The sequence below is a fragment of the Mesorhizobium sp. WSM4828 genome (assembly GCF_055811175.1).
The window spans coordinates 1-251 of the sequence record NZ_JBVVQK010000134.1; the positions used below are offsets into that span (position 1 = coordinate 1).

General features: G+C 67.7%; 1 protein-coding gene. It reads left to right on the plus strand.

All coding sequences use genetic code 11. The annotated features are described in order from the left end of the window. A partial coding sequence (locus AC0L2X_RS32640) for an ATP-binding protein (protein WP_473601242.1) occupies positions 1–251 on the plus strand: 251 nt, incomplete at both ends.

Sequence of the window (251 nt, forward strand, 5' to 3'; positions counted from 1 at the left end):
GGCACGATCGAGTTCATCGCCGACGCCTCCGAAGGGCTGCGCGCCGACCGGGTCTGGTTCATGGAGATGAACACCCGCCTCCAGGTCGAGCATCCCGTCACCGAGGCGATCACCGGCGTCGATCTGGTCGAGTGGCAGCTTCGTGTGGCGGCGGGCGAGCCCTTGCCGATGGCGCAAACCGACCTCGCCATCCACGGCCATGCGATCGAGGCGCGGCTCTATGCCGAGGATCCGGCCAAGGGCTTCCTTCC